Genomic DNA, 26,583 nt, shown 5'->3' with positions numbered 1-26,583 from the left:
GGCCGCGCCACAGATGCCAGCGATCCATCACCTGTGTGATGGTGGGGTCGGCGTCGGTTATGGCCTGGGCGAAGTCCGAGGCTCCGTCCCGGCACGCGATCTCGACTCCGTGATGCTCGCGCAGCCACGCGGTGAGTGACTCCATCTTCCGGCCGGGCAGGACGTCGATGCGCTGTCCGCTTTCGGCATCGATCAGGATGGTTGCGTACCGCTTCCGTCGGCGCAGGGCGAACTCGTCGATCCCGAGCACCCGGAGCACCGGCCGCTCGGGCAGGAGGATGCGCAGGAGGCAGGTCAGCATGGTGGCCCAGCTGAGCACCTGGTGCAGGTGCAGCAGCAGCCGGGCGCCGACCGTGCCCGCCAGGGCGTGGGCCACCGCCTCCACGACGGCCTGCAGGGCCGGGGTCCGGCGCTGGTAGCGCACCGTCAGACCCTCGATCTGCTCGGCGAACGTCAGCTTCGCGCAGTCCGGGTTCTCGCAGTACATCCGCCGCACCGACAGGTCGATCGTCACCGGGCAGCCGCCGACGGCCTCGTCCGCGACATGCCGCACATACCGGCTGTGTTCCCAGTCCGAGGTCTGCCCGCATCCCGGGCAGACCACCGGAACACCGGCATGCGTCCGCGCCGTGATCCGCACCAGATCCTCGCCGGCCTCAACCGTCTCGACCTGCACCGTGGCCAGCTGCGGCAGCAGGTCCTCCAGCTCAATGGCACACGCGGTCAGCGTGCCACCGTCAACACTCTTAAGCCACAGGTCAGTTCACACGATCACTGGCTACGAAAATCTTGGAAGAGCCGTTCTATTTACAGGCCCCGATAGTGCGCTCAGGGTCCATCAGGAGAAGGCCGGCGGGGACGGGCCGGGTGAGTCCTGGGCCGTTGTAGCGGGGCGCGGTGCGGTGTACGTGGAGGTTACCCGCGATCACGAGTTCGAGTGCGCGGAAGTGCGGGTCATCTCCGGCCGCTGGGCGGGGTGCAGCGTCTTGAGGCGGTCGGGCCAGGCGGTCGTGAATTGACGGACCCGGTCGTTGATGAACGTTCGAGATAGTCGACGGCGTCCTGGAATGGCATGCCTTCGTTGATGTGCAGGCAGTGCAGGACGTTGGTCTTCCCGCCGGTGAAGTACTCGCGGCGGAAGGAGTCGAGGTCGTTGGTGAGGATGAGGGCGCCGAAAACCAGTTCATACAGGTCTTCGATGTGTTCCCACACATCCTCCAGGGAGAAGTCCCACAGACCCTCGGCCAGTGCTGCGTTGAAGAGACCTCCGCCGTTGCGGAGGCGGAACTCCACCATCTCGGAGAAGGTCATGGTGGGGGAGATTCCGTCTGCGAACTCACGGTGGACCCGCACCATGGCCCTGAGCCATTCAGCGACTCCGTCGACGTATCGTTGCGCTGTCCAGGGTGTGGGGAAGCTGGCCCGTACGCCATCGATGCAGTACTGGTATGCCTGCTCCGTCAAGGTGATCGCCTTGCGCGTCCCTTCGTGGATCTCCAGGGCAGCGACGGTCTGATCCGCGAAGGTGCGCCGGTCGGTCGCGCTATCGGTCAAGTTGCCGGATGAGTTGTCCTGGTTGTCGAAGGCGGCCATGAGAGCCAGGAACTTCGCCATCACCACGAACCGGTCGGGGTGAGCGCATCCCGGGGCGTACAGCGAGGCGAACCACATTCCTGTTCCGACGTGTTCTTCAACGCGGTCCGAGGGGATCCATTCGACTCCCCATGCGTGCACGTCGGCCACAACGGCGCGGTCGCTTTCCAGAGGGCTCCGCCGATACGGGACAGGGGCGTACAGCTCGGGAAACCAGAATTGGCGGATTGTCTCCATCGCATCCTCTGTCAGGCAGAAGCGGGCATAGTGCAGGAGGGGCCGAATTCAGGGGTGACGGCGGTATTTCCGGGCATGCGAGCCGGGAACCAGTCAGTGGTCATCTGCGTCGTGAGGGCGAGGTGCTGCACAGAGCCCGGAGCGGTCATCGATGCGCTGCGGTTCAGCAATCACCGGTCAGTCCGTCACTCATAGCGGTACTTCAGCGAGTCCTCCTCCGCCCGCTCGATGTCAGCGATCGTCAGCTCCGGCATCCTCAGCTGAGCCAGCGTCACCTCGGCCGAGGTCGGCTGGGCGTCCGCCGGCAGCCACTGCTCCGGCTTCCAGGCCGCGCTGCGCAGGAGGGCCTTGGGGCAGTGCGGGTAGATCTCCTCGATCCCGAGCACCAGCGCACTGGCCGGCGGCTTGCCCACGGCGGTCAGCTGTGACAGCAGCTCCGGGCGGGTGGAGACGCAGGCCCGGCCGTTCACCCTGAGCGTCGTGGTGCGGCCCGGGATGACGAACAGCAGCCCGGCTCGTCCGGTGGCGACGACGTTCTGCAAGGTGTCCAGGCGCTTGTTGCCGGTCGCGTCGGGTATCGCCACCGTCCGTGCGTCCAGGACGGCGACGAACCCGGCGGGGCCGCCGCGCGGGGAGACGTCACAGTTGCCCTCGGCGTCCGCGCTGGCGATCAGGACCAGCGATGAGCAGGCGATCAACTGCCGTGTTTGTTCGGTGAGTTCGGTCATCTGTTTCCGCACGGCCGCGTCACTGGGGGCATCGTAGGCCCGGCGCAGCGCCTCTTGGTCGCGCACGGCGTCGAGGCGGAGTGAGTCGAAAGCGCTGCTGGCAAGGTGTGTCGTCATGCCTCCGACCCTAGTCCGCGGGCCTGAGACGGGTCTTCACTCGGTGAGTGCGGGGACATATGAACAGCCACACGAAGGCTCCGGCCATCCGGAGGCAGTCCGTGATTACTCGTCAAACTTCGGGCCGGGTTGGAGAAGTATGCCCGATACAGGCTGGGCGAAGGTTGGCCGGGAAGCCGGTGCCGTCATCGTGGCCGGCTCCATACGCTGTGCGCTGTCACGAGGAACAGCAGCCGCCGACGGGCGGCCCCGGCGGCAGTGCGTACCGCACCGCGCGATTGCCTCCTCACGGAAGGATGGAGCCGACGTGGCGCTCCTCGACCTGCAGATGCTCCCCCTGGGCAAGCCTGACTGTCTCGCTGGAAATCAGGCCAAAGCGCCCAGTCACGCGAGTCTCTTTCTCTGCCCCAGCATGATGACCGTGATCTTCTGCTGACGGCCGGTGGCCTTCCTGCGCCCGCACGAGCGCGGAAGGCCACCGCCCGCGACGAGAGCGGACACCGGGAATGACTCTGATCAGCATCCCTGGGTGACCGGGCGCGATCGGTTCATGGGGTGAAGGGGATTCGGCGCAGGGAAAGCCGAAGTCGGCTCGTCCGTAGCCGCCTTGACGGTGGAGGAATTCGTCCGGTTCACGTGTCCCTCGACCATGCCGCTGGAGCAGGGGAGGGTGAGACCGCCGGGGGCGGTCACGGCGCCCGTGGGGGTCAGCGGGCGGCGGATGCCGTACTCCGAGAGCCCGTCCAGCCCTGTTCCGTCCGCTCATGGTGGCGGGGCCTCGACCTCGAGCCACCGGTGCCGGCGCGCGCCCCGGTACTCCAGGACGTGCCAGCCGAGATCCTGCAGGGCGCGGGCGCAGCGCTGGAGTTCTTCGTGCTGCTGGTAGACGGCACCGCTGCCGGGCGGTCCGGTCCATTCGACGCGGACGATCCGGTTCTCACGGAGCAGGCGGTAGCCAGTGGCGGTGCGCCGGCCGTCGGCGTCCAGGGCGGATGCGGGAATCCCGGCGTCCTCCAGGGCGAGGGCGATCGCGCGCAGCGGCTGGAGACGCTCCCACGGCGCGGGGACGGTCACCGCGCGGCCCGCCGGCGGGTTCGTGATCGCGCGGATCTGCCGAAGCCCCGCCATGGCCTGCCGCACGGTGGCCGCCCGGTCCTCGGCCCTTGCGCCGAGGCCGGAAGAGCATTCGTCTCCGGTGAGCACAGGGAAGCCTGCCGGTGCGTCCGTCACCTCGCACCCCCTCTGCGTCGCGGCGGTAAGCCCGGAGGCCGGGCGTTCCTGCGGTCCCTGGCCCCCATGATGCCGCCCGGGGCTGACATCACCGGGCGGATCGGCCCTGTCGCCGGTGGCCGTGGTGCGCGGTTCGGAGGTGATGACGGGGCGGGGGCCCGCGCCGTCGCCCGCCTGGCGCCCTCCTGCGGGTGTCCAGCCCCTTGCCCGTCAGGGCAGGCGGCGCAGGAAGATGTCGCCGACCTTGTTGGTGTCGCCGGGGACGAGGTTGTGCGCCCAGCTGTCGAAGACCACGCGGTGACCGGACCAGTCGACCGAGGCACCACCCGAGCCGGAGTCGCCCTCGGCTCCCCCGTCGGAGACGTCGAGCCGCTCGATGACGCCGGTGCGCAAGTCCCGCATGTAGAGGCCCCGCCAGCCTGGGGAGCCCGGATTCATGCTGCCGGGGACCGAGGTGAAGAACACCCGGCGGCCGTCCGGGCTCATGACCGGTTCGTCGCAGTCGCCGTCGGTCGGGGAGCCGTCCCGGGCGAGGTTGACCCGCCGGGTGGCGCCCGTGCGCAGGTCCGTGACGTAGCAGTCCCAGCGGCCGGTGCCATGGTCGCGGCCCGGAGCGATGTCGGGCGTCCCGGAGGAGAAGGCGGCGTACCGTCCGTCGGGGGTGAGGCTCGACTTGAGGATGGTGTCGGCCGCCTTGCCGTCCCGGGTCCGGGCCGCGGGCACGGTGCGTCCGGTGCGCAGGTCGTGGACGTAGAAGCTGCCCGTGGGCCAGGAGTGGAGCCTTGCCGCCCCCAGGTTGTCGGCCACTGAGCCGAAGCCGATCCGGCTGCCGTCGGCACTGATCACCGGCCCGTAGGACAGTGAGTTCGCCCGGCTGCCGTCGGAGGCGACGCTCACCCGCCGGGTGGTGTGCTTCCAGCGGTCGCGCACGTACACGTCCTGCTGGCGCGGGCCTCCGCCGGGGACCAGGTCCGTGCGGTCGGAGGAGAAGGCGACATAGCGGCCGTCGGCGCTGATCGCGGGGGACGTCGCCCAGCCCTTCCTGTTCCCGTCCCCCAGGAGGGGCTCGGTCCGTCCCGTCAGCCGGTCGCGGACGTAGATGTGCTGGTCCGTGACGTGACCGGGGCCGTTCTGCTCGGCGGTGGAGGAGAAGGCGACGTACCGGCCGGTGGCGCTGAGCGAGAAGGAGTACACCCAGAGCAGGTCGGGATCGGGGTCGTTCGCCACATTGGCCTGCTCGACGGCCCGGGTCCGCAGGTCCTTGAGGTAGAGCTTCCGGGTGCTCGGCGCGCCGGGCAGCAGCGTGCGCGCGCGGGAGAGGAAGGCGACGTAGTGGCCGTCGGCGCTGATCGCCGGCTCGGACGACACACCGTCCCCCTGGGTGCCGTCCGCGGCCACGCTCACGCGCTCGATGCGCGGATGGTGGGGCCGTGGGGTGTCCGCCGAGGCGGCGGGTACGGCCGTCGCACAGGCCCCTAATGCGGCGGCGAGCACAGCGATTCGTCTGAGGCGCATGCTTTCCCTCCACGGTGCCGCTCCGGTACGCACCAGGGCAGCCAATCCCGCGGGGCGCGGGCAGTCAACGGGGGACGGAGCGCCTCCGGCCATGGATTCCGGCCATGGATAGGGCCGTTGAGGGAGCGGGCCCGGGCGAGGGCCGCCGGCACGCCGGTCGGGCAGCGTGCTCGGACCCTACGAAGCCCCCTCGGCTACCTGGTCCGCACGAGCCGCGGACTCGGTGTCCCCTCGCGACGGACGGGGAGGGGTGTCCTCGTTGGGGGCGGACGAGGTCATCGTGTGGCGTCGCCGTCGGGTGCGTGCTGTCGACGCAGTCCCTGGAGGAGGAGTTCGACCAGTCGGCGGGGGTCGTAGCGGGGGTCGCCGTCCCGTCCGACGCAGAGGTTGCCGATGCCACGCATGAGTTCGTAGGGCTGGATGCCGGGTCTGATGTCACCGGCGTCGGCCGCGGCGTCGAGCAGTTGGGCGCAGACGGGCATCAGGCGGTCGAGGAAGTGGGTGTGCAGCGCGGCGAAGCGGTCACCGTCGGATTGCAGGGCGTCCGCGAGTCCGTGCTTGGTGACCAGGAAGTCGACGAACAGGTCGATCCACTGGCGCAGCGCGTCGAACGGGGAGGGGGCGACGGCCAGGAGGTTCGGGCCGGCCTCGGCGCATGCCTCGATCTGGTGGCGGTAGACGGCGGTGACGAGGTCCGCCCGGGTCGGGAAGTGGCGGTAGAGCGTCCCGAGTCCGACGCCCGCGCGGGCCGCGATCTCCCGGATCGGCGCATCGACCCCCGAGGTCACGAACACCTCCGCGGCGGCCTCGAGCAGCGTCTGCTGATTGCGCATCGCGTCCGCCCTCTTGCTTCGGGCAGACGCCCCTCCCGACCGGCCCGCAGTGGGCATCGCGCTCTCCTTCCGTGGCCGTTGACGAAACGGATCGCTGTTCCGTATTTTAAGTGGAACAGTGATCCGCTTTCAGGTTAGCCGAAGCGGGCGCTCCGCCTTACCCGCCGCCGGCCGCACGCGACCGGCGGCAGGGCCATCGAAAGGCACCCTCATCATGAGTAATCCCGCTTACGCGGCCGACCTCCCCGGCCCGCCCGCGCCCGTGCTCTCGGTCAGCCCGTTGACGCTGCCGGCTCCCGGCCGCGCCGTGGACCTGCAGGTGCGCGTCTCCGCTCCGATGACCGGGAGCGGGCTGCCGGTCATCCTCCTCTCGCATGGTCTCGGCTTCTCGAACAACCTCTCCTCACTGAACGGCTACGCCCCTCTCGCGAACTTCTGGGCCGCGCACGGCTTCGTCGTGATCCAGCCGACCCATCTGGACTCCAGGACGCTGAGCCTGGATCCCGCCACGCCCGGGGCTGGAGCGCACTGGCGCACCCGGGCCGAGGACATGAAGCGCGTCCTCGACCAGCTCGACGCGATCGAGGCCGCCGTCCCGCGACTGCTCGGGCGCCTCGACCGCAGCCGGGTCGCCGTGGCCGGGCACTCGATGGGCGGCCACACCGCGAGCCTGCTGCTGGGCGCCCGGCTCACCGATCCGCACGACGGAACCGAGGCCGACCTGGCCGATCCCCGGATCACGGCAGGTGTGCTGCTCGCCGCGCCCGGCCGAGGCGGTGACGCCCTCACCGAGTTCACCGTCGAGAACTACCCGTTCTTCCTGACCACGGACTTCTCCACGATGACGAAGCCCGCGCTCGTGGTCGCCGGCGACAAGGACGACTCCGCGTTCCTCACCGTCGCCGGCCCTGCCTGGCACGCCGATCCGTACGCGCTCTCCCCGGGCCCCAAGTCGCTGCTCACGCTGTTCGGCGCGGAGCACGGGCTCGGCGGGATCTCCGGATACGACGTCGCCGAGACCACGGACGAGAACCCCGAGCGGGTCGCCGCACTCGCGCGGCTCACCTGGGCCTATCTGCGCAGCGAGCTCCACCCCGGGGACCCCGCCTGGCAGACCGCGCGGCACGCGCTGACCGCCGGCCCCGACTCGCTCGGACGGGTCGAGTCCAAGTAGGCCGAGCAGAAGCCGCCTTCGCGCCGGACCAGCGGTACGCGAGGGCCTGCGGGACCCTCCCCTCCGAGGCGGATTACCTCTCCATGCCACACGCGGAAATCTATCCCGGCGAGAGTAGACATTGGGCGGCAGCGTGGCTATGGTTTCTCTCGTAACCCAGAGAAGTCCGATGGGCCCGGCAGAGACGAACTGCCGGGCAGCAGTACACGCAGTTGCAGTGCGCAGGACGGTGCGGTGGTGGAGTTCCGGAGCCAGAGCGGTTGCAGGACGGCGACGGGGCTGACGACCGGACCGGGTGGCCCGTAGTCATCAGGGGCCGCCAAGGCAGTACCGCAGTATCCGCAGGTGGAAGTACCCAGCAGTGAAGTAGTGAGCAGCACCTCGGTGAAGGCGTCGGCTGCGGGCGCGCGCACCGGGAAGTCCGGCAGTGGGGTTCCAAGCCAGAGCAGACGCAGGACGGGCGACGGGGCTGGCTGCCGGAACGTGGCGCTGGGACAGGCCACAGCAGTACAAGCGGTTCGCAGTACGCCGCTTGGCAAGCAGTTGATCACCAGAGGAAAGAACGGAGGAACCAGGCGCCATCAGGATCGCCCGGACGCCACGCGGGTCCGGGTACCGCAGGACATCGATAGTGAGGTGGTCTCCGGTCAAGCAACCGCGATCCCCGCAGCCCCGACGCCGTTCCGGTCGGGCAGGCGGAAAGAGAAAGCCGGCGCAGGATCAGGGCCGGCAGATGGTGTAGCAGTTCCTTCGGGGCCCGGGTGCCGTCTGGCACCCGGGCCCCTCCACGCGTTCCGCAGAGAGAGGTTCCATGACAGCAGACGACTCCTACGAGCGACTCGATGACGACGACTACCCCGCCTACACCATGGGCCGGGCCGCCGACATACTCGGCACCACCCAGGGCTTCCTGCGCGCGATCGGCGAGGCCCGTCTGATCACCCCGCTGCGCTCCCCCGGCGGACACCGCCGCTACTCCCGCTACCAGCTGCGCATCGCCGCCCGCGCCCGCGAACTCGTCGACCAGGGCACCCCCATCGAGGCGGCCTGCCGCATCGTCATCCTCGAAGACCAGCTCGCGGAAGCCCAGCGCATCAACGCCGAATACCGCAAGGCGGCCGGGCCCTCGGACCCTGCGGCGTCCACCTGAACGGGCTGAGGCACCCCACCACCGCGGCGCCTCCCGGCAGGGGACACCGGCAGAGCCCTGCTCCTGATCGCCCTCGTCGAGCCCCGGCCCGGCCGCGTCCGGATCCCGCCGCCCGGTAGCCCCGCCGACGGGCCCGCTCACGGAACCGCGGACGGGCCGCCTATGAGATCCGTTGGGGCCAACAGGTCTCATAGGCGGCCCGTCGTCGTGGTGACGAGGACGGGCCGCCGGTCGTGGGGAAGAGCGGGGGGCTCTGCGCAAGGTGAGCCTGGAGACGCTGCTCACCAAGCGGTGGGAGGCAGGAGGCAGGAGGCACCCAGATGCTTCCCTCTCTCCCGCAGTCGTCATGTCGTGCGATTGGCACCGGCTGTCTGAACGGCTTCCTCGGGTCGCCGATCCTGAGCGTCTCGCCCACCCGCGCGGTCCATCTCGCGCCACTCCGGCCGCAGCCCGGTCAGGTTCGTGGTGAGGAAGTACGCGGCCCCGCCCGCGAGCAGCACGGGCGCAAGTCCGACAGAGGCCACCGCGGCCCCGGCCATCAGTCCACCGAGAGGGATGCCGGCCCAGGCCAGCGAGTCACCGAGTGCGCTGACTCGGCCCAGCATCCGGCGCGGTACCCGCTCGAAGAGGACGGCCCCCAGCACCGGGTTCACGAATCCCGCTCCGAACCCGCTGACGGCGAACACCGCCAGGACCGCCCCCATCGGCGCACCGGAGGCGAGAATCAGGAATCTCGGCGCACCGGCCAGCAGGAACCCGGTGAAGAACACCGCCCGGCGTCGCAGCCGGTGCGCGGCCAACGCAGCGATCAGACTCCCCGCGGCCGCCGCGGCTCCCATCACACTTCCCATCAGGCCGATCGCAGCCGGGCCGTTGCCGGACTCTTTGGCCCATACGGGCATGAGCACCGTGGTGAACCCCGCGTCCAGCAGGTTGGTGATCCCGACCATGACAATGACGGTCAGCAGCAACAGCTCTCCACGCAGGAAGGTGAAGCCCTCGCCGAATCGTCGCCAGTAACCCGCTCCCGTCTCCCCGGCCTGGGAGGGAGCTTCCTCGGCCGCATGCCCCATCCCGCGAGGCAGCGCCAGTGCGATGATCACTGATCCGAGAGCGAAGCAACCCGCGTTGACGACAAGCCCCGTCAGGGGTCCGAGCAACGCGACCAGGGCGCCGCCGGCCGCCGGACCAATGGTGGATGCGAGCCGCTCGGTCACACCCGACAGACCGGTGGCCCGCTCCAGCGGCACGCCGCCGCGTTCAGCCGCCTCGGGGACCATGACCCCCTTGGCCAGATCGCCGGGGCCGCGCACCGCGCCGATCAGCGCGACCAGGGCCAGCAGGAAGGGAAAGGACAGCAGGTCCAGGGCGTGGAACAGCGGGACCGCGGCAGCGGCGGTCGCGCTGGCCAGATCAGTGGTCCAGGAAACGGCCCGCGGGCCGACCCGGTCCACCAGCGGCCCTGTCAACGCCTTGACCGCCACGTAGGGAGTCATCTCGCAGAAGGCGACCAGTCCGGTCTGCGTGGCGCTGCCGGTCGTGACGAGCACGAACCAGGGCAACGCGACGGCAGAGACCCGAGTACCGGTCAACGACACGGCAATCGCGGCCAAGACCCCGCTCAGCGGTCGTAAGGACCGTTTCCCTGGTATGCCGTCACCCGGGGCGTCCTCCGTCATGACGTCTCCGTTCCTGCCGCCTTCTGAGGACTGGCAGGGGTCACCGGCGCGGCGCGGGTATCCAGTTCAGGCAGGAGATGCGTGACGACGGCGACGCGCTCGGCTCCCTCCGGAGCTGTGACCGCGGCCTCCGGGGTGTCTCTCCGGTAGCGGGCGACAACGGCCCGCAACTCCTCGCGCAGAGCAGCGGTCTCCTCAGGCGTGAGCCGCAAGGCCCAGTCGCTCATGCCGAAGAGGTCCCGCCACACGCGGGGCATCGTCTGAAGCTCGTTGACTGCCCGCTGTGTACGAAGGGTGTAATTGGCAGCCACGGACTGCAGGTAGGACAGCGCCGCCTCGGGCTCCCGCTCGGCCAGTTCCGGGTCGTTGAGCTCCGTCATCTGGTGCAGCGAGCGCCACCAGCGCTCCCGCGCATTGCCGCGTTCCGTGTCCTCCTCAACGAAACCGGCCGCGCCGAGCTGGCGCAGGTGGTAACTGGCCGTGCCCGAGTTCACGCCGAGCCGCTCCGCGAGGCGGGTAGCGGTCGACGGGCCGTACTCCCGCAGCAGGCCGACCAGTTGTACACGTACCGGGTGCGCCAGGGCGCGCAGCCCCTTGGCGTCGAGAACGATCGAGTCCGCTTCGGACTTCGGGCCATACGGCTCCGTGCTTGTGTCCGTCATATCGCGCACTCTAGACCGCAAACAGTTCTTTGCGAAGATGTATTCGCGAAGAACTGTTTGCGGTTTGAGGGCTTCGCAGTGTGCTCAAGAAGGGGCACCCTCTTCTGTGCGATCCGAGGGGGGGCACCCCCAGGACGACGACACGGCGATTTGAAGACGAGCGGCCCTCCTCGAGCGTGCACTCAAGTAACCAGTGCGGCTTGCCCAATTCGACCTCTGCGTGACTATCCGGCCTCGGTGGACCGGCAGTCGCCGGCCTCCAGTTGGTCGAGCACGAGAAGTGCCGCTCGCTCGGCCTGGTGTCGCCGCCGTTCGTCGACCACGTCCTGCATGCTCAGTGCCCAGTGGCCTTCGAACAGGCAGGCCAGGCTGTAGGCCGCCGTGGAGACCGCGTCGTCGGACGCCTCGGGGTACGCCTCGGAAAGCTGAGCCTCCAGTGCGGGCAGCCAGCGGTCGGCCCACAAGACGTTCAGGTGCCGGCGGGCTTCCTCGTCACGGGCGCTCAGGGCGACGAGCTCGATCCACACGGTCAGGTCCTCGCGGGAGCGGTACGCCTCGGTGGCGAAGACCGACCGGACGCGCTCACGCAAGGACTGCCCGGAGCCGCGGTTCAGGATCTCGGTGCCGATCGCGGAGACGGCGTGGTCGATGAACGCCCCGATCAGCTGGTCACGCGAGCCGAAGTAGTGGTGGACCAGCGTGCGTTGAAGGCCGGCGGCCTCCGCGACCTTGGCGAACGTCACACCCGCCAAACCCTCATGCGCCACCACGCTGACCGTGGCCTGCATGATCTCGGCGATTCGTTCAGGTGCCTTGCTCGGCCGACCACCTCGGTTTACTGTCATGACAGTAAATCTACTGGAGTGGAACCTACCGGATCAAAGTGGTAGCCATGAGGATTCTCGCGCTAGGGGCAGCCGGAGAGATGGGAGCGACCACTTCCGCGGCCTCGTCGCCGACGAAGCCGTGACGGAGCTGGTGGTCGCCGACCGCAACCACGGGCAGGCCGCCGCGGTCGCGGACGCCCTCGGACCGAAGGCATCGGCACTGCGGGTCGATGCCACCGACCACCGTGGCCTCGTCTCCGCGATGAAACGATTCGACCTGGTCGTCAATACCGTCGGGCCGTACTTCCGGTTCGGCGTCCCGATCCTCATCGCGGCCATCGAGGCGGGCTGCGACTACGCCGACATCTGCGATGACCCGGAGCCGACGCTCCAGATGCTGGCCCTGGACGAGAAGGCCAAGTCGGCGGGAGTGTGCGCCCTGATCGGTTCCGGTGCCAGCCCCGGCATCGCCAACATGCTCGCCGTCACCGCGGGCCGGGAACTCGACACCGTGGACACGCTCCTCACCGGCTGGAACATCGCCGCCGCCCATCCGGAACAGGGGCACTCGGGCGCTGCCAGCGCCGCCATGATGCACCATGGAGCAGATCAGCGGCACCATTCCCGTCACCCGCGGCGGCCGGCTGGTGCACCGCCAGGCGCTGGAGAAGGTCACGGTCGACTACCCCGGCCTCGGCACCTTCACTGTCCGCTCGATCGGACACCCCGAAGCCGTCACCCTGCAGCCCGCCTTCCCCGGACTGCGCGACACCATCAACGTATGCGTCGGCGACAAGTTCACCATGGCGGCCCTGGCGTCGTTCCGGCGCCTGATCGACAAGGGCGCACTGACGGTCGACCGCTCCGGGGCGGCGCTCGACAAGCTCTTCGGAGTCCTGCCGACCAGCCCGACCGACTTTCTCAAACCGGGCTCCTCGCCGCCGCTCTTCGCCGTCGCCACCGGCACCCGCCAGGGCCGGCCCGGCACGGTGGCCACGGCACTGGCCCAGGTTCCCGGCTTCTCGATGGCCGCCACGACCGGGGTGCCCCTGGCCGTATCGGCGCTCCTCATGAAGGAAACCCGCCGTCCCGGCACCCACCCCATGGAAACACTCATCGACCCGGACGTCTTCTTCGCCGCCCTGGCACCGCACTGCTTCGGCAACCCGGCACCCGAGGTCATGACTGCCACCACCACCACCAGCTGGGCGTCCGCGGAGGCCAACGGCCGGGCCTTGGAGAAAACACTCCTGACCGCACTGTTGAAGGCCGGGGCGTGACCTGGGGCGTCACAGGGAAAGACGCTCCGTGCCTGCGGTGACCGTCGCGCCGGGCGACCACGGGCGTAGAACACCGGTACAGCGGTCAACGCCAAGCCCGTGATCACGGCTGAGGGTCACGTGGCGGCGTGCGTGCCGGGCGCCTCCCACTTCCTGGAGTGGGAGGCGCCTGCCTTGCTTCATCCACGACGGAAACGCCGGCACCGTCGGCCCTACCCACGCCGCCCGCCCTCAGTTCGCCACCCTCTACCTCGCCCCGGTCAGCATGGGGCCCTGGCAGCGGCCCGCCCCGAGGAGCAACGCTCGCCCGCGTATTCAGTCCGTCAGCAGGGCCTTGCGCAGTCCGGCCAGTGTCTGGTCGTCCAGCCCCAGGCCCTCGTGGAGATAGTTCTCGAATGTGCCGTACCGGCGGCCGACCTCGTCGAAGCTGGCGTTCAGGTATCCGGGACGCGCCTCGAGCACCGGCTTCAGGATGGCCGCGTCGTGGGGCGTCGCGTGACTGAGGGTCTCCTGCACCTCCCGCGCCCGGTATTCGTTGGTCGCCAGGTAGTCGCGCATGACCGTGTCGCGGTCGACGCCGAGCGCGGTCAGCAGGGCGGCACTCGCCCAGCCGGTGCGGTCCTTGCCCGCCGTGCAGTGGTAGGCCAGCGCGTACGCGGCCGGGTCCGCGGCGTCGCGGAAGAGGGCGCCGTAGGCCTTGCGCGCCGAATCCCTCGAGACGTAGGCACGGTTGCCCTCGGTCATCAGCTCGGCCGCCCGCTCGGGGGTGGGGGGCAGGTCCGCGTCCTCGCCGGTGACGTCGGCGACCACGTAGCGGGTGCCCTGCGGGATGCGGTCCGGCGCCTTCGCCCGCTCCCCCGGGGCGCGCAGGTCGTAGTCGGTGCGGATGCCGAGGCGCTGGAGCTTGGCGACGTCGGCGTCGGTCAGCTTCGACAGCGCCTCGGTGCGGTACAGCACGCCCATCCGCACCCACTGCCCGCCGGAGGTCCGGTAGCCGCCCGCGTCACGGAAGTTGGGGGCGCCCGTCAGGTGGAGCGAGCGGTCCGCGAGCGTCAGCGGGTCGCCCTGGTCGGGGACGAGGCGGAACCACTGGCGGTCGGCCGCCGGCAGGCCGCGCACCGTCACGCTCGCCTCGGCACCGCCGCGGGCCACCTCCCGCCCGTCGGCGTACACGGTCACCGACCGCACGCCCGGCGCACGCCAGTTCACGGAGTACGAGCCGTCGTCGTGCTGTGTGACGACGGCCTCGGTGAACGGGATGGCGTGCCGGGCCGCCTGCGGTTGCGTGGCCGGGGCGACGGCCGTCCCTGCGGCGGAGTGCGGCGGTGAGGCGAGCGCTGCGGGCGCGGCCAACGCCAGCGTCGTGACGGCGGCTGCCAGGACCGTGCCGGTCCGGCGCACAACTTGAGAAGTCTCCATGCTCAGACGCTATGCACCCGCCAGTAGGGCATTCCGTAGTATTCCCGTTCGGAATTCCCGGTCTCCCGGCGCGGAAAGCGCTGAGCAGCGCCCGCAGTTCACGGGCGCTGCTCACCGGGGGAGCTTCGGGGTGCCGCGCGGGGTCACCAGGTGACGGGCAGTTCGTGCACGCCGTAGCGGACCATGCCGGTGCGGAAACGAAGCTCTTCCACGGGCTCGGCCAGGCGCGGGGGCGGGTAGCGCCGGAACAGCGTCCCGAAGACGATCTACGGCTCGATCCGGCTCAGTTGTCGGCCGACGCACTGGTGCGAGCCGAAGCCGAACGCCAGGTGACGTTGCCGCCGCGCGAGATGTCCGCCGCCCTGCCTCCGGCACGGCCCGCTTCACACAAGTGCCCGCCGAGGCCCGGTCCGCCACTGATATACCGGTCTTGATCCGAACGGTTCCTTTCCGCCCGCTCGTAGGCGGCGAGGGAGTTGGAGTGGCAAGGAGTTGCTTGTGCGGCGAAGTGGCAGTGGAAGTACTCACGGGTGCGTACAGGCATCCGGCCCCGAGAGCGCTGGGGAGCGGTGACGGTGGTGATGCGGGCATTTCCGCTGGTGGGCGGGGCGGTTGAGATACGGGGTGCGCTGGATCTGGAGAGGACGCAGGCGGGGGTGATGCCCCGCCGGTTGCCCGCGTGGACCAAGGAGCAGTATCAGGATCCGTCGGTCTACGGGGTGACGTTGATGCCTTCGGGGGTGCGGCTGGTGTTCCGCACCGATGCGCGCACGTTGGAGTTCGAGGTACTCACCTCCACAGGGCAGCTCGACAGCGACCCCCGGCCCCGCCCGACCGGCATGCTGGAACTGCTGGTAAACGGTACTCATCTCGCCCGCAAGCAAGCACCGTTGGGCAATGTGATGCGGATGGCCGGCCCCCGGGCCGCGCAGCAGCTGGTTCCGGGGGTGCCGGGGACCGTACGGTTCGCGGGGCTGCCGGCCGGCATGAAGAACGTCGAGCTGTGGCTGCCGCAGCAGACCCCCACGGAACTGGTGGCATTCCGCGCCGACGGCGAGGTGCTGGCACCGCTGCCGGACGGCCGGCGCCGCTGGGTGCACCACGGCAGTTCCATCAGCCACTGCCTCGAAGCCGACGGCCCGACCGGCACCTGGCCGGTGGTGGCGGCTTCGCTCGGGGGCGTGGAGGTGATCAACCTCAGCCAGGCGGGCAACGACATGCTGGACCCGTATGTCGCCCGTACCATCCGCGATATGCCCGCCGACCTGATCAGCCTCAAGGTGGGCATCAACATCGTGGCCCTGGGCACCTTCCGGCTACGGACGTTCGGCCCGGCGGTGCACGGATTCCTGGACACGATCCGGGACGGCCATCCGGACGTCCCGCTGCTGCTGGTGTCCCCGGTGAGTTGTCCGGCACTCGACACGGTCCCCGGCCCGACCACGATGGGCCCGGACGGGAAGATCACAGCCCTGGGCGACCCGGCCGATGTGGCCCGTGGGGCATTGTCGCTGGAGGTGGTCCGTGACGAACTGGCCCGGATCGTGGCGGCCCGGCGAGCATGCGACCCCCACCTGCACTATCTCGACGGACGCGAACTGCTCGGCCCGGACGAGGCGGATGACCTTCCCGACGGCCTGCACCCCACCGCCGCCGCCTACCGGCGAATGGGCAAACGCTTCGCCGCGCACGCCTTCGCCGACGACGGCCCGTTCCGCTGAGACCGTCTCCTGGGGGGTCAGGCGGACGGTGCCCGAGCATGGGGCGGGGTGCGTGGAGTGGGATTGTTCCGGAGGGGTCGTGGGGGATCACGAAGCCGCTGATCCCGCCGGATCACCTTGCTGTACCGCCCGAAACGGCTGTGCGGCCGTGGTCAGACGTTGGTGTCGTTGATCCTTTTCGTGGCCTCGGAGAGGGGTTCCAGGCCGTGCTCGGCCCTTCTCCGATCGACTCCGCCCGGGTCGCGGACCGGGAACGGCTCGTAACCTCCACCGGGTGCCGGCCGGTGCTGGGTGCCGAACCACTGCTCGCCCCCGTCGGCAAGGACGGTGACGCGGTCCTCCAGCAACGCCAGATGCCTCGGCTCGGCGTCCCCTGCCGTCACCGCCTCGGCCAGCAGCTCGATCCACGCCCGCTGGAGGTCCGGCTGCCGGTCGGCGTGCTGGGTCAGCAGCCACGCGGCGTCGGCGCCGTCCTCGCCGCACAGCGCGCGGCCCGGCCAGCCGACCCGGTCGATGACCTGCCGCAGCCAGGCGGTGTTGCCCTCGTCGACCTCCGCCCACCGGGCCGCCGTCTCCTCGCTGATCGTACGGGGCAGGTGGTGCCGGAACTCCTGGTCGATGTCGCGGCGTCGCAGCAACTCCCGGCGCAGCGCCTCGTCCCGCACGGGACGAGGCCGTCGCGCCGCCACGACGCCCGGCACGGCATCGAGCAGGGTGCTGCCGAGGATCCGGGTGTTCGCGGGGGTGTCCAGAGCCTTCAGTTCGGGGGCGGTGACCCACCGGAACGGGTGCTCCCGAGGGCTTGTCGGCCCGTAGGGGCGGTCGACCACGGCGACGTGGATGTGGTCGACGTGCCGGTGCCGCTTCGGATGGTGGCCGTCCGGCCCCGCGGGCATGGCCACGGTCCACCACGCCGGCCGGCCCTCGGTGGCGTGAACCGAGCGAGCCGGGAAGCGCGGGTAGCCGCGTGGCAGGCCGTGCCCGGCCGGAGGCAGGAACCGTGGGCGGTAGCCGGTCTCCTCGACGGTCTCGCGCAGCGCCGCTTGCTCAGGAGTCTCTCCAGGCTCGAGGTGTCCGCCACTGACCATCCATCGGCCGTGGTGCGGGTGTTCGATCATCCCGAGCCGCCACAGGGCGCCGAACCGGGCGAGCAGGTACACGCTGGCTGTCTCGTGCGTCACGTCCACTGCGGCAGCCTCCCACCCTCCACCCCGAGCCGGACAGGCCGCCCCGTGGCCTGACCCGAAATGGACAGCTCCCTGTCGACGCCGGCGCGCTCAGGCCGTGCCGAGCGGGTTGAGCACGGCGAACCGCCAGCAGCCGTCGGCGTCCCGGCGCGCGACGTTGGCCGTGGTGCCGGTCGAAGCGACGCGCTCGCCGTCAGGGGCGGTGACTTCGAGGGTCCAGTCGGTGACGAGCAGCGCGGACTCGGCGCCGACCAGAGCGTGCCGTGAGTTGTTGGTGAGCCTGCCGCGGGCGGCGACGGTGCCGCCGATCTCCTGACGCAGCGCCTGGTCACCGGTGATGACCGCGCCGGTGACGGTACGCATGGTGGCGCCGGAGGCGAACAAGGCCAGTACGCCACCGACATCACCGCGGTTGAGGGCGGCCTCGAAGGCGACGGGCAGCTGTGCGGGATCAGTGAGAGCGGTCTTCACGGGTGGGTCCTTCCTGCGATCGGAACAGTGGTGTCCGGTCGCGCCGCCGGCCTTGAGGACCAGCAGCGTGCCGCACTGCCTCCACGATCCGTGCCAGGGGCTTCCCGCGGCGAGGTAGGGTCGGGACCCACCATGGTCAAAGTTGGACAACGCGACGTCGTCGACATCCCCTACCGCAATCCTGACCGCCCCCTGCTGGGCATCGAGGTCCTGACCTTCGACGCCCTACGCCGCCGGATAAGGCGGACGGTGGCCCGCACCGCGAGTCGGCCGGACTTCCACCAGCTGCTTCTCGTACGAGGTGGCACGGGGACCGCGATGGTCGATTTCGTCCCCCAGCCCTGCGCACCGCGCACGCTGCTGCATGTGCGGCCCGGGCAGGTGCAGCGGTTCCCGGCCGGCCCGACGGGCCGCCTCGCCGAACTGGACGCCGTACTGCTCCTCTTCACCGCGGGGTTCCCGCCACCCCTGCCCTTGACCGCGCCCCTTCTCGACGGATTCGGCCCGGCCGGCTGGGCGTTGTCCCCCGGCGACTACGAGGCTCTCGACCGGACCCTGGCCGAGATCACGGCTGAATACCACGCAGTGGAGAACCATCGGGAAGGCCCGGACGCCGACCTCACCGTTCAACTGCTGCGCCAACTTCTCGGCACTCTGCTGCTGCGCCTGGCCCGGCTGCCGCACCCGGACCGCGCCGCCTCGCCGCCCGCGGGCGGCGAGGTCTTCCGCGCCTTCCGGTACGAGCTGGAGCGTTCGTTCGCCGCCACCCGCTCCGTGCAGAGCCATGCCGCCCGGATCGGCTACTCGGCACGGACTCTGACCCGGGCCTGCCAGGCCGCGACCGGCCGTACCGCCAAGCAACTCATCGATGCCCGCGTGGCCTTGGAGGCGCAACGGCTGCTGGTGCACACCGACCTTCCCGTCGCCGCGATCGGCCGGGCGCTCGGATTCTCCGAGCCCACCAACTTCGGGAAGTTCCTCGTCCGCGAGACCGGCCACACCCCCGGCGGCTTCCGCATGCGTCAGCGCTGAGCGGGATCGGGCGGGGGCGGCCGGGCGGGGAGTGCGAGGCGCGCCGGGCGGCGGCGCCAAGCCAGAGGATGCTCAAGGCTCAGGAGCTGTGCCACATCTCCTTTCCGCAGGTCACGGCGCCATGAAGCACGGTGAGGATCTTGGAGGCCGTCTTCACGCCGGGGACGGCCCGTCGTATGCGGGGCGACTCGTCCAGGAGCCTGGCCGGGCCCGCTCCCGGCGGTGCCGGACAAAGGCAGCCGGGTGGGCCGCCGGGTGGGCCACCCGGCTGCGGAGGCGGCCCACCCGACTGCGGAGGCGAGCCGCCCCGGGGGCAGAGACGGGCCGCCCGGCCGCAGATTTGCATCGGTCCGGGGGCGGTATGCGACAGTGGGCCCTCCGGTGCGCCAGGCGCTCCGCCATAGGCGCGCGGCGGCCGCCGGAACTCCCACATCTCCCATCACCGAACGACGGTTCCGGCCCTGCCCTGCGCGGATCCGGACCATCCGCCCGCCCTTCCGCCCTCCTCCACAGAGGAAGCCCTCCCCAGAGAACCATGCAGGCGACGACCCTTCCTCCCCGGACCACGGACCTGTTCGCCCAGGGCCTGGAGCTGCAGACCGGCTCGGCCCTGCTCCGCTTCGGCGCCGCGCGGCCACGCCCGGCCGACCGGATCAGTTGGTCCGGCGACGGTGCGGTGGCCTGGCTCGACGAGCCGCGCGGCCACCTGTGGAGCGTCGGCGAACCGGCCGCAGCGGCCGGTCTCACCCTCCGCGCGGCTCACCAACTCGCCGGATGCGTAGCGGAGTTCACCGGACCACGGGGCACCGACGTACTGCTCGGCCGCCATCTCCTGGTGACCGACCCGGTCGCCTGGGTCTTCCGCTGGACGCTCGACGAGCCGCCGCTCCATCCGGCGGAGGAGCGGGTGACCGAGCTGGACGAGACGCACCACGGCGAACTGCTCGCCTTCCTCGGCGAGCACAGCCCGGCCCACTCGACCGGGCCCGGCTCCTCGGACGTCAGCCTCTGGGCGGGAATCCGTGACACGGACGGACGACTGGTGGCGTGCGGCGCCATGAGCAGCCTGCGGGACAGTGGCGCGCCGCTGATGGCGTCCGTCGCGACCGACGCGGCCCTGCGCGGCCAGGGGCTCGGCGCGGCGCTCACCTCGTGGCTGACCCGGTACGCCGTCCGCCGGCACGGCTTCTGCACGCTGTGGCAGCTCGCCGACAACACCCCCGCGGACCGGCTCTACACCCGCCTCGGCTACCGCAACGAGGACCCCTGCGTGTCCGCGCGGATCAGCACCCACTGACCGGCCCGCGCTCGACGGCCCGCCCCGGCGTCGGCAGGCGGGCGCAGTGGTTCGACCATGGGCACGTACGGCGGCCGCACCGGCAGGGACACGGTCCCGCGGCTGATGCTGGTCGCGGTCGCAGAGGACGAGGCCGGGCCGCGCCCACCCTCGCAGCAGCCTCCTCGAACCTCTCCACTGCCGTTCGGCCGCCCACCGGAACGGCAAACAGGAACATCACCGTGCTTCACGGTGCCATGACCTGCGGAAAGGAGGGGTGACACAGCTCCGCGAGGAGAGCGTCAAGTCATGACGAGCCGTCGTCATCAGCGCGTCCGGTAGTAGGCATCCATAGGAGCGCGCGCCTCGTCGAAGAGAGCGGGGCCGTCCTGCGTCACTGACGGCCAGGCGCCCGACTGCGGGTTGAGCGCGATGAGCTGCTCGGTGGAGAGGGCGTGGACGACCCGGCCGATGCCGGAGCGGACGATGGCGCCGGCGCACATGCCGCACGGCTGGCAGCTGGTGTACATCGTGGTGCGGGCGGCCGTGTCCGCGTCCAGCTCACGGGCCGCCCACCGGGCCAGCTTCAACTCCGGATGGGCCGTGATGTCGTCGTCCCGCCGGACCGTGTTGTGCGCCTCGGCGAGGACCGCCCCGTCCGGGCCGGCCAGCAGCGAGCCGTACGGCGCGTCGCCCAGTTCCACCGCGCGCGCCGCGATACCGATGGCGCGTCGCAGCAGCGCCTCGTCAGCAGGGGTGATCATGACGCCTTCCGCCACCGCTCGGCCACCACCGTGAGCGCCTGCCACGCGGCCTCCGGCCGGCGGGTCTCGGCCGGATCCCCGTGGTACGGGTCGAGCACCACCGTCTCCGCACCGAGCTCGCGAAGCTCCCGCAGATCACCGACGATCTGCTCCAGATCGCCGACGCCGGCGGGCCGTTCGGCCTCCTCGACCGGAGCGTCGGTCAGCCGCAGCGCGATACGGGGCGCGAACCCCGGCACATCGTGGTCCGTGAGAACCGACCGCATCCGCGCCACCGGAAGCCGCAGGGGATGCCAGGCATCGCCGAACCTGACCGTCCGCCTGATCGCCGCCGCGCTGTGCCCGCCGACCCACACCGCGGGCGCGGCACCGCCCTCCGCCTTCCATGTCTCCCGCACGACACCCAGGTACTCGTCGGTCAGCCGGCCCCGCGCGCCGAACGGCACCCCGAGCGCGGCGAACTCCCGCCGCGCCCACCCGACCCCCACGCCGAGCACGAACCGCCCGCCGCTGAGCCGTTGCAGGCTGCTCGCCATCCGCGCCACAAGCAGCGGATGCCGGTACGGCAGCACCAGCACGGTCGTGCCCAGCCGCAGCCCGTCACCGCTGATTCCGGCCAGCCAGGACAGCGTGGTGAACGGGTCGTAGAACGGCTCCGGATACCGCTCGGCCACGTCCGGGGTGACGGCCACATGGTCCGACACCATCAGCAGGCCGAACCCGGCCCCCTCCACGACCCGCGCCCATTCGCGCAGCACGCCGGGGTCGGTTCCGGGCCCGAAGTTCGGTACGTTGACACCAAGTTGCATGCCCCGAGGCTATGCCGGTGATCATGCCACGGGGAACCGGATTCTCCCGGTACTCACCGCCGCCCACCGTGAATCTCCCGGTAATATCCCGCCATGACCGTGAACCTCGACGACACCGACTGGGCGATCATCGCGCAACTCCAGCAGGAGGCCCGCATATCCCTCAGCGAACTGGGGCGCCGCGTCAGTCTCAGCGCGTCGGCCACCACCGAGCGCGTGCGGCACCTGGAGTCGCTGGGCGTCATCACCGGCTACCACGCCACCGTGGATCTGGCCAAGGTCGGCTACCCGGTGCTCGCCGTCGTCCGGCTGAAGTACCCCGGCAACCGCCACCAGCCACTGCACCGCCTCCTCGCCGAACGCCGCGAGATCCTGGAGTGCCTGCGCACCACGGGCGACGACTGCTACACCCTGAAGGTGGCCGCGACCTCCATGGAGCACTTGGAGACTCTCGTGGACGAGCTGGCCGGCTTCGGCAGCACGACCACGAGCGTCGTCTACAGCCGGACCCTGCCCCTTCGCGGACCCGGTCGGCCCGGCCGGCAGCCGGACCGGCACCGCGTTCCCGCGGATCGGTAGCGGAGCGCCCTCGCGAGGAGGATGCCGGCCGTCGGCCGCGGCCCGGGCGGACGCGGATCGTCCTGCGGCGACAGCGGACAGGGTTGCTCCCCCTCCCCCACATCGACGGTATGGCAAGGCGGAGAGCCAACACCCAAGTCCGGTGATGCAGCGTCAGCTCGCGGCCCGCTCCGGAGGGAAGTCGGCGCCGAGAGTGACCTCCCGCCAGTCGTCGAAGGTGGTTTTGAGGGAGTCGAGCTTGGCGGTGGCGATGTCGTAGGCCGCCTTGCCCAGCAGCAGGCGCAGCGGTGGCTGTTCGGCCGTGGTGGCGTCGATGACGGCCTGGGCGGCGCGGGCCGGGTCCCCGGGCTGGTGGCCGTAGGTGGCCAGCGTGCCGGCGCGCCGTGTGCCCGCGGTGGGGGCGTAGTCGTCGATGGTGGTGGCGGACTGGCGCATGGAGGGCCCGGGCCAGTTGGTGCGGAACGCGGCGGGTTCGACGATCGTCACCTTGATGCCCAAGGGGGCGACTTCGGCGGCGAGTGACTCGGAGAGACCTTCCACGGCGAACTTGGTGGCGTGGTAGTAGCCGGTGGCGCCGAAGCCGACGAGGCCGCCGAGTGAGGAGATGTTCACGATGTGGCCGGAGCGGCGTGCGCGCATGCCCGGCAGGACGGCTCTGGTGGTGTCGGCCAAGCCGAAGACGTTGGTGTCGAACAGGGCGCGGATCTCGTCGTCCTCGCCCTCTTCGACGGCGGCGAGGTAGCCGTAGCCGGCGTTGTTGACCAGGACGTCGATCTTCCCGAAGGCGGTCTGCGTCCGGGCGACCGCCGCCGCTGTCTGCCGGGGGTCGGTGACGTCCAGCGGCAGCGGGAGGGCGCGGTCGCCATGCCCGCGGATCACGTCGGCGACCGTGCGCGGGTCCCGGGCGGTGACCGCTGCCTGCCATCCGCGCTCCAGCACCGCGGTGGCCAGCGCCCGGCCCAGGCCGGAGGAGCAGCCGGTGATGAACCAGACCGGCAGGTCAGGGGAGCTCATGCGGGGTGTGCCCTTCGGTTGGAGTGTCGTGGGAGTCGGTGAGGGTGAAGTTGCCGAGCAGGGCGAGTGACCGCTCGGCGGCGGTGCCGGGTTCGGCCCGGTAGACGACGAGGTGCTGGCCGGGGGCGCTGTTGACGGAGAAGGTCTCGAAGCTCAGGGTGAGGTCGCCTGCCAGCGGGTGGTGGAAGTGTTTCGTCGAGGCCGTCTTGGCCCGTACCTCGTGGCGCGCCCACATGCGCGCGAAGTCCGGGCTGCGCGCGGCCAGTTCGTCTGTCAGCTCCCGCAGCCGCTGATCGCCCGGAGCGGGGTTGGCGGCTCGCAGCGCGGCCACGCACCCCTGCGCGATGGCGGTCCAGTCGCGGTAGAAGTCCCGGGCGGCCGGGTTGAGGAACATCGCCGTGATCAGACTGGAATCGCTGCCGAGCCACGAGAAGAGCGTCTCGCCGAGGGAGTTGACGGCCAGCAGGTCGAGGTACCGGCCGTAGACCAGAGCCGGTGTGTCCGCCCACATGTCCAGCAGGGCCACCAGTTGCGGGCTCGCGTACTCCCGGGCGGGCCCGGAGCGCCAGGGTCGCGGCGGATCGACCAGCGCGCGCAGATAGGCGGTCTCCTCGTCCTTCAACAGCAGGGCGGCCGCCAGGGCCCGCAGGACCTGGGGTGAGGGGTTGCGTTCGCGTCCCTGCTCCAACCGCACGTAATAGTCGGTGCTCACCCCGGCGAGGACCGCGATCTCCTCGCGCCGCAGGCCGGGAGTACGGCGCGCCCCCGCGGGCATCCCGTGGTCCTCGGGACGCACCAACGCGCGCCGGGCCCGCAGGAACTCAGTCAGCCGGTTCGTGTGCATGGCCACCAACGTAGGGGCGAGCGGCAGGAAGAAGGTGGCCGTGTCGCACCCACCCGGTTGGCCCGGTCAGCGGTTGCCGGAGGCCGGGCCGGGGACGCCGGCATCGGGGCACGTCGGCGCCTCCGGTCCTCATCTACGCGCCGGGTAGCGGCCGTGGCCAGGTTCGAGCCCTCACGCCGTCTCACCGGCCCGCCCCGTGGGCCGACTGTAGAGGGGGTCGGTGAGATCCGACCGCACGTCGCACGCCACCGCGGGCCGCCCCGTCAGTCGCGAGCGCTGGGCGACGGCGGTGAAGGACAGATCGATCTGAGGGACCCCGTAGGAGATGAGCTTGGCGACGGAGGTGCCGTAGGCGACGCCCCACACCTTGCCCCACAGGAGCGCGCCCGCGCACATCGGACACGGCTCGGCGGTGGTGACCACCACGTGCGAGGCGAGGTCCAGGCCCGCCTCGGCGGCCTTGCGCAGCAGGTTGACCTCGGCGTGTGCCGAGGGGTCGCCGGAGAGGTCCGTGGTGTTGCGGGCCCCGGCCACGACGGCCCCGCCGCCGGTGCCGACCAGGACGGCCCCGTAGGGCCAGCGGGCCCGGCGGGCCTGGTCCACGGCGGCGGGCATCGCGCGTTCCACGGCGTCCGCGAGGTCAGCGGGCCAGTCCCCGCTCCGGTGCCGCGGCCGGGCGCTCGCGGGAGGAGCGAGCGCGCCGAGCGCGGAGAGCGGGGCGGCTGCGGCCGCCGCGCGCAGGAAGCGACGGCGGGAGGAGTTCGAGGAGATCATTCCGCCTGTATAGCGGGCGCATCGGCGGGTGATCGCGCTTCTGCCGGGAATGGCCGAAGGCCGCGCTCACCAAGGCGACTTGTCACCAAGGGCCCGCCCGGGGCGCCGAGCCCCAGGGTCCGCTCCCGGCGGCAGCCCATGGCCCTTGCCCGTCGATCCGGTCCACGCAGGTCAGCGTGGGCTGCGACCGAGTTCACTGTGCGAGGACGGCCGACACGGCGGCCGCTGCGACCCCCCTTAGAATCGTCCACTTGTCCACTAGGGGGAATCATGCGCAAGATCATTACGGGTGCGGCTCTGGTCCTGACCACCACGGCCCTGCTGACGGGATGCGGCAGCGACGACAGCCCGGCGACCGCCGACAAGCCCGCGAAGGCCACACAGCCGAAGGCGAAGCCGGAGGGCGGGAGCGGTGAGGTCAAGCACGAGGTCACCCTCGAAGTCCTCGGCACCGGCACCACATCGGTCTACTACAACCTCGACACCAACAAGTTCGAACAGGTCCAGCTGCCCTGGAAGAAGTCCGCGACCATCACCTTGACGACGGACGCCGAGAAGAAGGTCGGCCTCGGGGTCTCGGTCGTCCCCGGCTCCGTCACCGGCTCCGACGGCATGCTGCACGCCGCGCCCTGCGTCATCACCGTCGACGGCAAGAAGGTGGCGGACAACCAGAACGGCAAGTCGGACAAGATGTGCGAGTTCAAGCTGAAGTAAGGGTTCCGAGGGGGGCGCCGACCGCCACCGCGCGCCCAGCAGCGCGACCGATGCGGCCACCGGGTCGGGCACCGCACCACAGAGCCTGGGACGTCAACCCATATCGCTCACACGGAAAGCGCCTTCCGCTTGGGCCGGCAGAACCCCTCGGCAAGGTTCATCGCCCCGGCCAGAAAGGCACTTTTGTTTTTCGGCACCGCGAGAAGCGCGCCTCTGACGAAACAGTGGCGTGCGGCCTCCCGCTGCCCTCACGAATCAATCAGCCCACTGCACCACAGGCGAATCGGGGCACGTCGGCAGATGAATTGTCCGGCACACGGAAAACTGGAGGAACACCCCTTTCACCGAGGGGTGTTCCTCCAGTCTGCCGTGGGGGCGGCGAATCGGTCCGCCACCCCCACGGCCTGCTCATGGGCTGTCTAGCCGACCCTGATCTCGGTCTGGCCGAGGACATAGCCCTTGATTGCCGCGACGAGCTCGTCGATGGTGACCTTGCCGTCCCGGTCCGTGTCGATCGCCTGATAGGCGTCGTCCACGGCGTCGGCGCGCACGCCGATGACCGCGAGCCACGTGGCGATTTCCTGCCGGCTGATCATCCCGTCGCCGTCGATGTCGCACAGGTTCGCGCAGGCGTACGCGTACGGGGCCATGACCTCGGCGAATCCCGCGCCGCCCCGGTTGCTGATCGCCGATGTCGCCGCCGCGACGAACTCCTCCCGGCTGAGCGCCTCGCTCTTCACGTCGGCCTGGCTGACGATGTACTCGTACACGCTCATGTAGCTGTGCCTGAGCACGATCGCGCGCGGCGAATCCGGGTCGGCGCCGAACGCGCGGATCAGCCGGTTCGCCTCTTGTTCGAAGTCGGAGCGATCGATGCGGCCGTCCTGGTTGACGTCGAACTGGTCGAAGCGCAACTCGAAGACCTGCGCCTTGCTGCCTTTCGCCATTTTCCGC

Annotated in this window: 26 protein-coding genes and 1 pseudogene; 9 read left to right on the top strand and 18 right to left on the bottom strand. The window is 70.6% G+C overall.

What is annotated here, in order from left to right; genetic code table 11:
• The 6 genes from ACZ4A5_RS22605 to ACZ4A5_RS22580 form a co-directional block, all read right to left on the bottom strand.
• On the bottom strand, positions 1–676 hold a 676-nt coding region (locus ACZ4A5_RS22605; protein ID WP_467586899.1), incomplete at its 3' end, for an ISL3 family transposase.
• 278 nt (positions 677–954) lie between these two features.
• Positions 955–1,830: a terpene synthase family protein gene (locus ACZ4A5_RS22600; protein WP_467586894.1), complete on the bottom strand. Its 876-nt coding sequence runs from the start codon at positions 1,828–1,830 to the stop codon at positions 955–957.
• A 185-nt stretch (positions 1,831–2,015) separates the two neighbouring features.
• Positions 2,016–2,675 (bottom strand): MSMEG_1061 family FMN-dependent PPOX-type flavoprotein, encoded by a 660-nt coding sequence (locus tag ACZ4A5_RS22595; protein ID WP_467586892.1) that lies wholly within the window; start codon positions 2,673–2,675, stop codon positions 2,016–2,018.
• A gap of 762 nt (positions 2,676–3,437) precedes the next feature.
• Positions 3,438–3,905, bottom strand: a complete 468-nt coding sequence (locus ACZ4A5_RS22590) for a hypothetical protein (RefSeq protein WP_467586889.1) — start codon at positions 3,903–3,905, stop codon at positions 3,438–3,440.
• Positions 3,906–4,115: 210 nt separating this feature from the next.
• Positions 4,116–5,420, bottom strand: a complete 1,305-nt coding sequence (locus tag ACZ4A5_RS22585) for a TolB family protein (RefSeq protein WP_467586885.1) — start codon at positions 5,418–5,420, stop codon at positions 4,116–4,118.
• A gap of 275 nt (positions 5,421–5,695) precedes the next feature.
• On the bottom strand, positions 5,696–6,310 hold the full coding sequence (locus tag ACZ4A5_RS22580) for a TetR/AcrR family transcriptional regulator (RefSeq protein WP_467586880.1): 615 nt from the start codon (positions 6,308–6,310) through the stop codon (positions 5,696–5,698).
• Positions 6,311–6,467: 157 nt separating this feature from the next.
• On the opposite strand from ACZ4A5_RS22580, the gene ACZ4A5_RS22575 reads away from it, so the two are divergent.
• Entirely contained in the window at positions 6,468–7,427 is a 960-nt protein-coding gene (locus ACZ4A5_RS22575; RefSeq protein WP_467586877.1) for an alpha/beta hydrolase family protein, read from the top strand.
• 811 nt (positions 7,428–8,238) lie between these two features.
• Positions 8,239–8,577, top strand: a complete 339-nt coding sequence (locus ACZ4A5_RS22570; protein WP_467586871.1) for a MerR family transcriptional regulator — start codon at positions 8,239–8,241, stop codon at positions 8,575–8,577.
• A 344-nt stretch (positions 8,578–8,921) separates the two neighbouring features.
• On the opposite strand, the gene ACZ4A5_RS22565 is transcribed toward ACZ4A5_RS22570, so the two are convergent.
• From ACZ4A5_RS22565 to ACZ4A5_RS22555, 3 genes are all read right to left on the bottom strand, one after another.
• Entirely contained in the window at positions 8,922–10,256 is a 1,335-nt protein-coding gene (locus ACZ4A5_RS22565) for an MFS transporter (protein ID WP_467586866.1), read from the bottom strand.
• On the bottom strand, positions 10,253–10,918 hold the full coding sequence (locus tag ACZ4A5_RS22560) for an ArsR/SmtB family transcription factor (protein WP_467586863.1): 666 nt from the start codon (positions 10,916–10,918) through the stop codon (positions 10,253–10,255). The genes ACZ4A5_RS22565 and ACZ4A5_RS22560 overlap by 4 nt, the downstream gene beginning before the upstream one ends.
• 224 nt (positions 10,919–11,142) lie before the next feature.
• A complete protein-coding gene (locus ACZ4A5_RS22555; RefSeq protein ID WP_467586860.1) occupies positions 11,143–11,763 on the bottom strand; it encodes a TetR family transcriptional regulator in 621 nt (206 codons plus the stop codon).
• On the opposite strand from ACZ4A5_RS22555, the pseudogene ACZ4A5_RS22550 reads away from it, so the two are divergent.
• Together ACZ4A5_RS22550 and ACZ4A5_RS22545 are read left to right on the top strand one after the other, a co-directional pair.
• Positions 11,705–12,127, top strand: a pseudogene (locus ACZ4A5_RS22550) (saccharopine dehydrogenase NADP-binding domain-containing protein); the annotation flags it as partial. The gene ACZ4A5_RS22555 and the pseudogene ACZ4A5_RS22550 overlap by 59 nt on opposite strands.
• A 217-nt stretch (positions 12,128–12,344) precedes the next feature.
• Positions 12,345–13,025 (top strand): saccharopine dehydrogenase family protein, encoded by a 681-nt coding sequence (locus ACZ4A5_RS22545; RefSeq protein ID WP_467586857.1) that lies wholly within the window; start codon positions 12,345–12,347, stop codon positions 13,023–13,025.
• Between the two features lie 315 nt (positions 13,026–13,340).
• Here the strand turns inward: ACZ4A5_RS22545 and ACZ4A5_RS22540 are convergent, their stop codons facing one another.
• Positions 13,341–14,444 carry a tyrosine-protein phosphatase gene (locus tag ACZ4A5_RS22540; RefSeq protein WP_467586854.1) on the bottom strand — a complete coding sequence of 368 codons (1,104 nt, stop codon included), beginning with the start codon at positions 14,442–14,444 and terminating at the stop codon, positions 13,341–13,343.
• Positions 14,445–15,025: 581 nt separating this feature from the next.
• Between ACZ4A5_RS22540 and ACZ4A5_RS22535 the strand changes: the two genes are divergently transcribed.
• Positions 15,026–16,165 (top strand): GDSL-type esterase/lipase family protein, encoded by a 1,140-nt coding sequence (locus tag ACZ4A5_RS22535; protein WP_467586916.1) that lies wholly within the window; start codon positions 15,026–15,028, stop codon positions 16,163–16,165.
• Positions 16,166–16,317: 152 nt separating this feature from the next.
• Here ACZ4A5_RS22535 and ACZ4A5_RS22530 read toward each other — a convergent pair whose 3' ends face one another.
• Entirely contained in the window at positions 16,318–17,352 is a 1,035-nt protein-coding gene (locus ACZ4A5_RS22530) for a DUF6624 domain-containing protein (protein ID WP_467586851.1), read from the bottom strand.
• Between the two features lie 90 nt (positions 17,353–17,442).
• A complete protein-coding gene (locus ACZ4A5_RS22525) occupies positions 17,443–17,823 on the bottom strand; it encodes a YybH family protein (protein WP_467586848.1) in 381 nt (126 codons plus the stop codon).
• Positions 17,824–17,955: 132 nt separating this feature from the next.
• Between ACZ4A5_RS22525 and ACZ4A5_RS22520 the strand changes: the two genes are divergently transcribed.
• Positions 17,956–18,855 (top strand): AraC family transcriptional regulator, encoded by a 900-nt coding sequence (locus tag ACZ4A5_RS22520; protein ID WP_467586845.1) that lies wholly within the window; start codon positions 17,956–17,958, stop codon positions 18,853–18,855.
• A 535-nt stretch (positions 18,856–19,390) separates the two neighbouring features.
• The gene (locus ACZ4A5_RS22515; RefSeq protein ID WP_467586842.1) at positions 19,391–20,152 is read left to right on the top strand and encodes a GNAT family N-acetyltransferase; all 762 of its coding nucleotides are present in this window, start codon (positions 19,391–19,393) and stop codon (positions 20,150–20,152) included.
• A gap of 305 nt (positions 20,153–20,457) precedes the next feature.
• Here ACZ4A5_RS22515 and ACZ4A5_RS22510 read toward each other — a convergent pair whose 3' ends face one another.
• Together ACZ4A5_RS22510 and ACZ4A5_RS22505 are read right to left on the bottom strand one after the other, a co-directional pair.
• Complete coding sequence (locus tag ACZ4A5_RS22510; RefSeq protein ID WP_467586838.1) at positions 20,458–20,895, bottom strand: nucleoside deaminase; 438 nt, start codon at positions 20,893–20,895, stop codon at positions 20,458–20,460.
• Entirely contained in the window at positions 20,892–21,704 is an 813-nt protein-coding gene (locus tag ACZ4A5_RS22505) for an LLM class flavin-dependent oxidoreductase (RefSeq protein WP_467586833.1), read from the bottom strand. Before ACZ4A5_RS22505 ends, ACZ4A5_RS22510 begins: the two co-directional genes overlap by 4 nt.
• 93 nt (positions 21,705–21,797) lie before the next feature.
• On the opposite strand from ACZ4A5_RS22505, the gene ACZ4A5_RS22500 reads away from it, so the two are divergent.
• Positions 21,798–22,283, top strand: a complete 486-nt coding sequence (locus tag ACZ4A5_RS22500) for an Lrp/AsnC family transcriptional regulator (RefSeq protein WP_467586830.1) — start codon at positions 21,798–21,800, stop codon at positions 22,281–22,283.
• Between the two features lie 153 nt (positions 22,284–22,436).
• Here ACZ4A5_RS22500 and ACZ4A5_RS22495 read toward each other — a convergent pair whose 3' ends face one another.
• The 3 genes from ACZ4A5_RS22495 to ACZ4A5_RS22485 form a co-directional block, all read right to left on the bottom strand.
• Positions 22,437–23,297, bottom strand: coding sequence for an oxidoreductase (locus ACZ4A5_RS22495; RefSeq protein WP_467586827.1), 861 nt, complete (start codon positions 23,295–23,297; stop codon positions 22,437–22,439).
• Positions 23,284–24,141, bottom strand: a complete 858-nt coding sequence (locus ACZ4A5_RS22490; RefSeq protein ID WP_467586824.1) for a helix-turn-helix domain-containing protein — start codon at positions 24,139–24,141, stop codon at positions 23,284–23,286. Before ACZ4A5_RS22490 ends, ACZ4A5_RS22495 begins: the two co-directional genes overlap by 14 nt.
• Positions 24,142–24,312: 171 nt before the next feature.
• A complete protein-coding gene (locus ACZ4A5_RS22485) occupies positions 24,313–24,915 on the bottom strand; it encodes a nucleoside deaminase (RefSeq protein ID WP_467586820.1) in 603 nt (200 codons plus the stop codon).
• 270 nt (positions 24,916–25,185) lie between these two features.
• On the opposite strand from ACZ4A5_RS22485, the gene ACZ4A5_RS22480 reads away from it, so the two are divergent.
• On the top strand, positions 25,186–25,629 hold the full coding sequence (locus ACZ4A5_RS22480; RefSeq protein WP_467586817.1) for a hypothetical protein: 444 nt from the start codon (positions 25,186–25,188) through the stop codon (positions 25,627–25,629).
• 419 nt (positions 25,630–26,048) lie between these two features.
• On the opposite strand, the gene ACZ4A5_RS22475 is transcribed toward ACZ4A5_RS22480, so the two are convergent.
• Positions 26,049–26,576 carry an EF-hand domain-containing protein gene (locus ACZ4A5_RS22475; protein WP_467586815.1) on the bottom strand — a complete coding sequence of 176 codons (528 nt, stop codon included), beginning with the start codon at positions 26,574–26,576 and terminating at the stop codon, positions 26,049–26,051.
• Positions 26,577–26,583 lie beyond the last annotated feature (7 nt).

This window comes from Streptomyces sp. NPDC025618, from assembly GCF_055558795.1.
The sequence above is the reverse complement of the archived record's forward strand: the minus strand, read 5'-3'. Positions and strand labels throughout refer to the sequence as shown.